Origin of the sequence: Desulfovibrio sp. 1214_IL3152 (assembly GCF_036763055.1) — a bacterium.
Taxonomy (GTDB): Bacteria; Desulfobacterota; Desulfovibrionia; order Desulfovibrionales; family Desulfovibrionaceae; genus Desulfovibrio.
The window spans coordinates 1-9,872 of sequence record NZ_JBAIYW010000192.1; the positions used below are offsets into that span (position 1 = coordinate 1).

Consider the following 9,872-nt stretch of genomic DNA (forward strand, 5'->3'; position numbering starts at 1 on the left):
GGGCCAGAGCGGCGCTCACAGCATCACCGGCCTGTGCGGCAGGAGTGCCAGCCACGGTAATGGTAACCAGCGTTCCCATAAACAGGGCAGTGCGGGTATATGTTTCTCCACTGTCGCGCGTTTGCGCCGATGCAGCGGCAGGCGCAAGGCTAAGCAGCGGGGCGGCCCCAAGCATGCCCGCGCCCAAAAGCGCGAAACGAAGAAAATGACGGCGGCTCGAAAAGCTGGACATTATTGCCTCCACTCAGGCCCCAGGCTGTGCCTGGGAGACGTTCTGATCGGGTACGGGAGCCGCAAGGGGCGTGTTTGCCTGCGTATTACAGCCAGATTGGCCGCATTCTGCGGTTTGAACCGGCCGGGTGTATCTGAAAATGTGTCTGGGGCAGGAGGCTACGCACGCCTCCTGGCAGGCTGGCCCATAGGACAGGCAGAGCAGATGATCGATTTCAATGCGGTCATCGACCATGCTCACCGCCTTGGCCGGGCAGGCTTTCACGCACTTGAGGCATTTGATGCAGCCGACTTTGCATACATCGGAAACCGCGCGGAGTTTTTCGCGGGTATTGCAGTAGACTGCAACTCTGGCCCGCAAGGGGGTCATTTCCAGAACGCCACGCGGACACACATTCACACAGGTGGCGCAGCCAGTGCATTTGTCCTGATCGACCTCCACAAGACCGTTGACAATGCGCATGGCATTGAACGGACAGGCCTGCACACAGTCGCCGTATCCTATGCAGGAAAAGGCGCAGCAGTCCGTGCCGCCCCGCATGAGTGAAGCTGCGGCGCATGAGGGCAACCCCTGATATTCATAGCGGGCGCCAACCTGCCCAGCCTGCTTGTCGCAGCGGCGCAGGGCGTACAGCGGCTCGGCTTCGGCTACGGTTTTACCGGTGAGTTCGCCCACGGCAATGCTTACTTCAGGTCCGCCGGCACAGCATTTGTTTGCTGCGATGTTGGGATCGTTGAGCACTGCAACGGCGTATCCTTCACAACCGGCAAAACCGCATCCGCCACAGTTTGCTCCCGGCAGGGCTTCCATCACGGCTTCGACACGCGGATCTTCCTTTACATAGAAAACCCGCGAGGCCACGGCCAGAATGATGGAGGCCGCAAGGCCCAAGGCAAAGAGGGTCAAAATTGATACAAAGACCATAGTTCCGTCCCCGTCTAACGTAGCTGCCGTACAGCAGAATTGACCGATCAGCCGCAAGAGCGCACCAATGCCCTGTCAGGGGCAGGCTGTGCGCTGGCCGCCCTTTACCCCATCCCCTTAAAGCCCATGAAAGCCAGTGACATAAGTCCCGCCATGACAAGAGCCAGGGGCGTGCCTGCCATGGCTTTGGGCAGACGGCAGGTATCCAGTCTTTCGCGAATGGCTGCCATGAGCAGCAATGCCAGAGTGAAACCAAGACCGTAAGCCAGGGCCCATACCAGAGACTCCATGAGGCCATAGCCTTCACGCTGCACCAGAATGGCTACACCCATTACCGCGCAGTTGGTGGTAATGAGCGGCAGAAAAATGCCCAGGGCGGCGTAAAGCGGTGGCACGATCTTTTTGAGAAACATTTCGACAAACTGCACCAATGCTGCAATGACCACGATAAATACGATTGTCTGCAGATATCCCAGCCCGTAAGGGTCGAGCACATATTTCTGCATGAGCCAGGTACAAAGCGTGGCGGCAATGGTAACAAAAATCACCGCGCCGCCCATGCCGAGAGCCACGCCTTTTTCTTTGGAACAGCCCACATACGGGCAGTTGCCGAGATACTGGGCCAATACGATATTGTTGACAAAAATGGCCGAGATAAAGATGGCGAAAATATCCATGCGCTATCCTTGTGCCTTTAGAGCGGTTTCGCTTTGAGATCGCGTCTGCCTGGGGCAGTCTCGCTGTTCCTGCGGTTGCCGTGGCCGCACTGCCGGGTATTTTTCTCCAGTGCGCTTTCAGCAGTACAAAATCGATACATTTCGATCTGTTATCGGGCATCTTCGCGCCGTTCCAGTGAACAGCACCCGCAGGAGCCGCAGCCGCCCTGCGGCGCAGGCACAGCTTTGCCCTTGCCGGCTTTCCAGTAGTTGTACATGTTCATGGCCGCCAGTATGAGACCGAGGCAGATGAAGGCTCCCGGGGCTTGGATCATGATGCGCATGGGCTCAAAGCCTTCCCACATGACGCCATGTCCAAACCATGTGCCGTTGCCGAAAATTTCCCGCAATGAGCCGAGAAAGGTCAGCGACAGGGTAAAGCCCAGTCCCATGCCAAGGCCATCGGCAATGGACGCGGCCACGCCGTTTTTGGCCGCAAAGGCTTCGGCCCGGCCGAGAATTATGCAGTTGACCACGATAAGCGGCACAAAGATGCCGAGGCGCTGGTACAACGGGTAGGCATATGCCTGCATGAGCAGTTCCACCGCGACCACCAGCGAAGCGGCAATGACTATAAAACAGGCGATGCGCACTGTTTTGGGAATAATGCTGCGCACCATGGAAATGAGCATGTTGGAAAGCACGAGCACAAAAATGACGGCCACGCCCATGCCAAGACCGTTGTCGGCAGAGTTGGTCACAGCCAGGGTGGGGCAAAGCCCCAGCACCAGACGAAACGGCGGCAGTTCCTTCCAAAGCCCTTTGGTAAATTCTTGCAGTATGCTCATGGAGGCTCCATGCGTATGCCAGCGGCTATTTAGCCCAGGCTTTGAAAATTTCAGGCTTCAGGCCCATGTAGGCTTGGGCTGCTTTGTTCACAGCCTCCACTGATCCGGCAGAGGAAATGGTTGCGCCTGAAACGGCATCGATTTTTCCGCCCTGATTTTTGAGGCTCACCGGAGCGGCCGCATTCATGAACTGGGTGGTGAAGCCCGGATCTGCCACGCGCATGCCCAGCCCCGGAGTTTCTTTCATGGTTGTCATGCCCACGCCCGCAAGGGTGTCGTCAGAGGTATTGAAGCCAACCATGACACCAATGGGGCCGCCGTAACCCTTGCCAAAATTCTCCAGCGCAACGCCCACAAGCTTGCCGCCCTTCATGATCGGAAAAACCGTCACCTTTTCTCCACTGGCAAGGGTAAAGCCGCGCCTGTCGGCAATGGGCGAATTTTCAGCCTGGGTAAAGACCCTCTTGAGCGCAGGTCCCTGCACGTAGGTCAGTTCCTGTTCCTCAATGGCCGTGGCGGTGATCATTTTAAGATAGGAAAGGGCAAAGCCCGAAAGCCCGCAAAGAACAGACAGCACGACCACCATGCGTACTATGGCTATCATGAGCGGCTACCTCCGAAAGGTCTGGGGCGTATCATGTCCAGATAAGGGGTCAGCATGTTTGACAGAAGAATGGCGAAAGGAACGCCATCGATCCAGACGCCGTACTTGCGGATGATCATGACCAGCAGCCCCCCCGTAAGGCCGTAGAGAAACATGGGCAGCGGACGCAGGGGAGTGGTACCCATTTCGGTAGCCATGAAAAAACCGCCAAGCATGACCGACCCGGTACACAGGTGGAAAAAGGCGGAAGCATTATGCGCTGGATCCGACATATGAAAAAATGCAGCCAGCGCGGCAACGCCTAGGAAAAATCCCAGGCTGATCTGCCAGCGCACCGTGCCGGTGGCGCAAAGGAAAGAGCCGCCCACAAAAAGGCCAAGCGCCTGACCCGCGCCCAGACCGTTGATCTGTTTGCCCATAATCAGGTCCAGCAGGGGAATGGCGTCGGCACCGGCAGCGCCGAAAAATTTCAGGCGCACCAGGGGGTCAACAAAGTCCGTGCTGAGCTGTACGGCGTTGGGATCCATAAGTATGGGAAAGGACACCGCCAGAACGGCCCAGCCCACAAGCGGCGTGCTGACAGGGTTGGCCCCAAGGCCGCCGAAAGCCATTTTGCCCAGGGTGACGCAGATAACCGCCCCAAGAATGACAAGCCACCAGGGCGCATCGGCGGGCAACAGAAATGCGAAAATGAGTCCCGCGTATACGGCGGTAAAATCGTCTACTTCTATCTGCCGGCCCATGATTTTTTCGCACAGGGCTTCGGCGACCACACACGCGGCGATGCTGAGAGACATGACCCGAAGGGCGGGCAATCCCCAGTTCCAGACAGCCATGGCCGCAGCCGGCAAACAGCAGAGAATGGTGAAAAGGCTGTACTTGCGAATGGTGCGTCCGCAGTGCCAGAAAGACGGAACGCTCATGGCAAGCAGAACAGAGCCTGATGAAGCAGATGACATCAGTTGCCTCCCCGCTGCTCACGGGCAGCCCTGTTATTGGTTCCGGCTTCGGCTGAAGCCTCGGCGTTGTCGGCGGCGATCATGCCCAGAGCCTCATCGGCAGCCAGGGCCTTTCCCCTGGCTGCCGCGGCTTCCGCCAGTTTGAACTTGGACAGGCGGATGTATTGCAGAACCGGCCTGCGGGCGATGCAGACGTAACCGCACAGGCCGCACTCAAGACAGGAGCCGATATGCTCGTCCAGGTTGCGCTCGTGCAGGGCAAATTCGGCATTGCGGCTCAAGATGCTCGGACTGAGCCTGGCAGGGCAGATCAGCACACAGGCACCACAGTTCACACAGGGGCTGTGGCCTTTCATGGGAGGGATGGTACCCGCCTCGACAACAAAAACGCCTGTTGAGCCGCGGGTAACGCTGCGATCAAGCTTTTCAAGGCTTTCACCCCGCAGGGGGCCGCCACGGACAAGGGTGTCCCCATTGTGCAGGGTGATGTGAGAAAATTCGAGCAGTTGGCCGATCAGGCTGCCGTCTTTAACGATGTAGTTGCCTGAATACTCGCAGTTGCCGATGGTGACCACGCTTTCCACAAGGGGCAGACAGGTTCGGGCCACCCGCCCCAGACTCCAGACATTGTGCAGGCCGACAATGCCTACGCCTTCAGGGTTTTCCTGCCCGGTTACGGCCTTGATGACAAGGGCGTTGACACTGGCCGGATACTGCGAAGGCACATGCGCCACTTCAATATCGCTGTGATGCAGCCGCATTTCTTTGGGAACCGCCAGCAGAATGCGCTTTGCGGGCGAGAGGCGGCGCAGCAGGGCAAGGCCATCGCGCAGGGTTTCCTGATGTGCCAGCAGCATGGGTTCGGCCCAGGTTACGCCGGGGTCGGGATTCAGACCGTTGATAATAAGCGTGTCGCAGTGTTGTCCCAGAGATTTGGTATTCAGGCCCAGGCTTTTGAGCAATGGCCGCAATTCCTCACCCCGCTGCGGCGCGGAGAGCAGGTCTGTTTTCTGCACGGTTTCGGCGGCCTGACGCAGATCTTCATCCGGTTCAATGGCGTCAATAAAGATGCTGCTTTGGCTTACTTCGCTGATCTTGCCGTAAATTGGCGAGAATACGTCCCCTTTCAGGGGTGAAGAATGTTCGGCCAAAAGTTTGTAAGGATAGACAAGCGCTTTTTTTGTAACGCCATCAGCCAGTTTGCAATTTTCACGATTGAGCCGCACCCTGTCCGGCTGCGGTCCGGGGCTGAAACGCTGGGTCACCCCGTAAAGCAGGTGAAACCGGGGGTCGTTGATTACCTGAAAAAGTTCTTTCATCCCCGCCTCACTTGCCAGTATGGCACTGGCCGCATTGTTGCTTGTGGAAAGGTCCTTTGCCAAGCTTTTCATGGCAGCCCATGCATTGCTTGTGGAAGGCGTCCATAGCTCCGGGAATGAGCTTTTCAGCAGTGACCCCGTGGCATACGGCACAGTTGGTTTGCAGGGGGTTCAGCTTGACCAGGCCTGTTTTGGGCAGCATGTCGCGTACAGCCTTCATGCTGTGACAGTTGGCGCAGCCCTTGGGCTTGTCTGCAAACATGTCTTCATGACAGGTGATGCATTTGGCGTGTACGGCATCGGCCAGATTGGGGGGGGTGCCCTTTTCGGCGGGCTTGCCGCCCGGAACGCCGGACGAGTGGCAGTCGGCGCAATTTTGCGGTTCAGGCTCTATGTCGGTATTTTTGTGGTGGCATTCCCGGCAGTCGAGGCCCAGCTCTTCATAGTGTCGTTCGTGGCCCCATTTCTTGACGCCCACTTCGTAGTGATGGCAGGTGGCACATGCGGCATTGTCGTTGAACTGCGCCACGTGTTTTTTGCGGAAAGACTCATTGAAGTCCACGCCATGACAGGATTTACATGCCTGCACTTCCAGGCGCTTTTCCGGGCTTTCGTGATGGCATGTCTCGCATGGCACATTATAGGCGTAGGCATGGTCAGCATGCTGAAAAACCACAGCGCCGCCGGTATTCTGCAGCAGAATACGTTTTGGCACGGCTTCCTTGTCTGTCGGCAGCAAATATCCCAGCGCGGCAATTCCGGCCAGAATGCACGTCAAAACGGCAACTGCAAAATAACGTTTTTGCAACGCAGCCCCCCAGATATGGCGAACATTAACAACGCAACCGAACCGGACAATACCGGATCGACAGTTTGAGACACAGGCATTGTTGTGATTTATAACAGCATTAAAAGGTGTTGTGAAGCGGGTATTACATTTTTTCTTTGGTGATATTTTTCACAGTACGTTTGCGTGTGGACGGATAGGCAGTGGAACATGTCGATTTTATAGAAGATAGTCAATTATCGCCTTTTTTTGACTTGAAGTTCAAACAGCGAAACAGGCATTCTCCTGAAAAACTGTTGCTCCAAAAACAAGATCTGACAGCAGAAAGGGGCGGGCAGGTGTTCTCTTGGCCATCTGTCTTTGTCAGGATTGAGGGCGCAGACGGGCGCATTCGTCAATCAGGCGCAACAATTCCTCATCCTGCGGATTTTCCTTCAGCCCATTGCGCGCGTGGCCCATTGCGCGCACGTATTCCCCGGCGTCCATCATGGCTTTGGCCATGACGGTAAAAATAGCCTGCTCATCCTTGTAAAACTTTATGGCTTCGTTAAAGCAGGCATCCGCATCTGAAGGTCGGCCTTCTTCAAGAAATTTTTTCCCATCCTTGATCCAGCGGTCAATGTTGAGCTTGCGCTGCAAGGTGGTTTCATAATCTTCCTGTTCGTCGTGATCCTTGAATGCCTTATACGTTTTGGCAAAAATCTGAAGCAGATCTTTTTCGTTGCCGGGCTGGTAGGTCACGTTGGGAGGGAGGTGGTCCACAAGGCCGGGGTCAGAGGCCAGGGCGTTCACTGTTGTACGGATGTCGCCCCGCAGATCGGTGGGGGCGGTCTGGCCGCCCAGTTCCCTCAAGGCCGAGATGGTCAGATAAAGAGCGCGCAAAAGATCGCGCCGCATGCAGCTGGCCTTTGCCCGGCCCAGATCTTCACGTATTTTGCGTATATTCATGACTGCCTCGTTTGGTCAAATAGTGTCCGATATTTCAGAGGGATATTCGTTAACATTGCCCTGACGGCCGCGTGAGCAGGCGTTTGCTGCGCAGGTGCAAGCGTGGTCCATTGCCGCTGCAATCACCGCTGCGAGCCTCGTAAAAACTTTGCGAACATACATTTTAAAGCTTAACATTACGTGTTCTGAAGGCGGTAGTGCGGCCTTTGAAAAGCTGTGGTCACAGATAGGACTGTGCCATGCATGTCTGCCTGATGGTAGAGAATAAAAGACAGTACCGTCAAGAGGTTGCGCCAGGGGCTTTGGGGCATGACATTGACGGCACGGCTTGCGGCTTGTTATTGTCGCGAGGTTGGCAAAATGTATGTTCCGGGTATCGGGGCAAAGCAGGCAGCCTGGGAACACGGCCCCTTGCTGGCGGAACGGTATTTCAACAACAAACTGTTTCAAAGAAAAAGGAAAAGTATGGCGCGCGTTCTTTATGGCATTCACGGCACGGGACACGGCCATGCCATGCGCGGCCTGACCATTGCCCGTCGTCTGGGCAGACACGAGTTTCTTTTTGTGGCGGATGATGATGCGCCCAAAATTCTTGAGCCGGAATTTGCGGTGCGCCGTCTGCCCAACCTGGGTACGGTGTTCAAAAACTATAAGGTGGATATGGCTGCCACCATTAAAAAAGCCATACCGCTGCTTTGGCACAGGCAGCGGTACACCGAACAGGTTTCGCGCCTTATTGACGAGTTCAAGCCAGATGTCTGCATGACGGATCTGGAGTACTTCGTGCCGCGCGCGGCGGAACGGGCCGGGCTGCCCTGCCTGACTCTGGACCACCAGCATATTATTACCTGCTGCCGCCACAACCTGCCGCCCGATATGTGGTGGGACAGTTTTGTGCAGGGACTGACCCCGCGCTATCTGTTTCGCCCCACCGGGGAAAACCTTATTATCTCCTTTTACGCGCCGCCGGTATTGCCCCAGTACAAGGCGCGCGTGGCGCCTCCCATTTTGCGCGACAGCGTACTGGCCCTGAACCCGCGCGATGACGGGCATGTGCTTGTGTATCAAAGCAATTCCACACACCGCAAGCTGGTGGATTTTCTGCGTGCGTCCACCAGAAAGACTTGTTATGTCTTCGGTTATGACCGCACGGAAGGGCAGGAGGGAAATGTCATCTTCATGCGCAAGAGCGAAGAGGGCTTTCTGCGTCTGCTTGAAGGCTGCTCTTACGTGATCCAGGGGGGCGGACACACCCTCATGGGCGAAGCCCTTTACCTTGGAAAGCCCATTTTGACCGTGCCGTTAAAGGCCATGGTGGAGCAGCGTTTCAATGCGCTGTATATTGAGCGGCTCGGCTATGGAATGCAGGCTGACATGCTCACTCTTGAACCTGATCTGCTGCGGCGTTTCGAAGCCAATCTGCCCGCGTACAAGCAGGCCATTGCCTCTGGGAACTTTTGCGGCAATGAAACCGTTTTCGGACTGGTGGACCACTTTATCAGGCACGGCTTTTTGCCCGATACGGGTAGTCCCGCAGTGGAAGAGTAAAAAACAGGTATCTGGAAAGCAGGGCAGACAAGCCCCCCCCCGCAGCGGACTTTGTTCGTATGCGTTGCCCGCGCGGCGGGCAACGATGTTTCAGGCGTTGGATCTGTAAAGTTAAAGGTTGCCATCAGGACAGGCGTAGGCCCGTTCCGATGGCAACCTTTTTTATTGGGCAAGGCCGATGCTTTTTCTGCTTTTTTACTCCGCAGCTTCCACAAAGTGGATTTTTACCACAAGCACCTCGGGGCGCGCAGTGTTGCGCATGGGCGGCCCCCAAGCCCCCGTGCCTGCGGACACAAGGGAATACATGCCCTTTTTGCTCAAGAGGCCGTGAGGATTTTCGTACATGTTTTCCACCACCCAGTGGAAAGGCCAGAGCTGCCCATAGTGAGTATGCCCTGAAATTTCCAGTACAGCGCCTGCCGTACGGGCTTCATCCAGAAAATATGGCTGGTGATCCAGCACCGCCAGCGGGAGCTTTTTGTATTCGGGCGGCAAGTCGGCCAATATCTCCGGCAGGCTTTTGCGCGGGCTGCCGGTAAAGGCCGGTTTGCTTCTATCGTCCCTGCCGGCCAGCACCAGCACGTCATCAAGAACATGCCACTGGTCGCGTAATACCTGCATTCCGCTGCGCTGCAGGATGTCCAGGCTGTTTTTTATGGGTCCGGATATGTACTCGTGGTTTCCGAGTACAGCCCAATGGCCGAGGCGCGGCTGCACACGGGTCAGCGCTGCGGCCACGGCTTCCACATCCAGCAGGATGTGGTCGTCGAGCATGTCTCCCAGATACAGAACGGCATCCGGTTTGTAAGGGGCCAGCATATCCATGGCGCGCACCAGGCGCGGGGCTGTGACGATGCGGCCCAAGTGCATGTCTGCCAGTACGCCCAGAGTCAGGGGCGTGTTTTTGTAGGCAGGGGGGATGGCGTCGGTTGTTTTTATTGTAAGGTCATAGTGCCGCACAGCGGGATAGGCCGCGTTAAGCCAGCTTGCGCAGCCAACGGCAAGAGGCAGACCCACCACCAGCAGCACCGCGCCCCAGCGAGGAAC

The 9,872-nt window shown here is 56.5% G+C and carries 10 protein-coding genes and 1 pseudogene; 1 reads left to right on the forward strand and 10 read right to left on the reverse strand.

Going from position 1 to position 9,872, the window contains the following annotated elements; translation table 11 throughout:
- The 9 genes and pseudogenes from V6C07_RS04020 to V6C07_RS04060 all read right to left on the reverse strand — a co-directional run.
- Positions 1-232 (reverse strand): annotated as a pseudogene (locus V6C07_RS04020) (FAD:protein FMN transferase); the annotation flags it as partial.
- A gap of 12 nt (positions 233-244) precedes the next feature.
- Complete coding sequence (gene rnfB / locus V6C07_RS04025; protein WP_333535073.1) at positions 245-1,156, reverse strand: RnfABCDGE type electron transport complex subunit B; 912 nt, start codon at positions 1,154-1,156, stop codon at positions 245-247.
- A gap of 104 nt (positions 1,157-1,260) precedes the next feature.
- On the reverse strand, positions 1,261-1,833 hold the full coding sequence (locus tag V6C07_RS04030) for an electron transport complex protein RnfA (RefSeq protein ID WP_291441562.1): 573 nt from the start codon (positions 1,831-1,833) through the stop codon (positions 1,261-1,263).
- A gap of 149 nt (positions 1,834-1,982) precedes the next feature.
- Positions 1,983-2,660, reverse strand: coding sequence for an electron transport complex subunit E (locus V6C07_RS04035; protein WP_333535075.1), 678 nt, complete (start codon positions 2,658-2,660; stop codon positions 1,983-1,985).
- A gap of 25 nt (positions 2,661-2,685) precedes the next feature.
- A complete protein-coding gene (gene rnfG / locus V6C07_RS04040; RefSeq protein WP_333535076.1) occupies positions 2,686-3,264 on the reverse strand; it encodes an RnfABCDGE type electron transport complex subunit G in 579 nt (192 codons plus the stop codon).
- A complete protein-coding gene (locus V6C07_RS04045) occupies positions 3,261-4,223 on the reverse strand; it encodes an RnfABCDGE type electron transport complex subunit D (RefSeq protein ID WP_333535078.1) in 963 nt (320 codons plus the stop codon). Before V6C07_RS04045 ends, rnfG begins: the two co-directional genes overlap by 4 nt.
- A complete protein-coding gene (locus V6C07_RS04050; RefSeq protein WP_333535084.1) occupies positions 4,223-5,542 on the reverse strand; it encodes a 4Fe-4S dicluster domain-containing protein in 1,320 nt (439 codons plus the stop codon). The genes V6C07_RS04045 and V6C07_RS04050 overlap by 1 nt, the downstream gene beginning before the upstream one ends.
- Positions 5,543-5,549: 7 nt before the next feature.
- A complete protein-coding gene (locus tag V6C07_RS04055; protein WP_333535079.1) occupies positions 5,550-6,257 on the reverse strand; it encodes a cytochrome c3 family protein in 708 nt (235 codons plus the stop codon).
- Between the two features lie 435 nt (positions 6,258-6,692).
- The gene (locus V6C07_RS04060) at positions 6,693-7,277 is read right to left on the reverse strand and encodes a hypothetical protein (protein WP_333535080.1); all 585 of its coding nucleotides are present in this window, start codon (positions 7,275-7,277) and stop codon (positions 6,693-6,695) included.
- 465 nt (positions 7,278-7,742) lie between these two features.
- Between V6C07_RS04060 and V6C07_RS04065 the strand changes: the two genes are divergently transcribed.
- A complete protein-coding gene (locus tag V6C07_RS04065; protein WP_333535081.1) occupies positions 7,743-8,825 on the forward strand; it encodes a glycosyltransferase family protein in 1,083 nt (360 codons plus the stop codon).
- A gap of 195 nt (positions 8,826-9,020) precedes the next feature.
- On the opposite strand, the gene V6C07_RS04070 is transcribed toward V6C07_RS04065, so the two are convergent.
- A partial coding sequence (locus V6C07_RS04070; protein ID WP_333535082.1) for a metallophosphoesterase occupies positions 9,021-9,872 on the reverse strand: 852 nt, incomplete at its 5' end.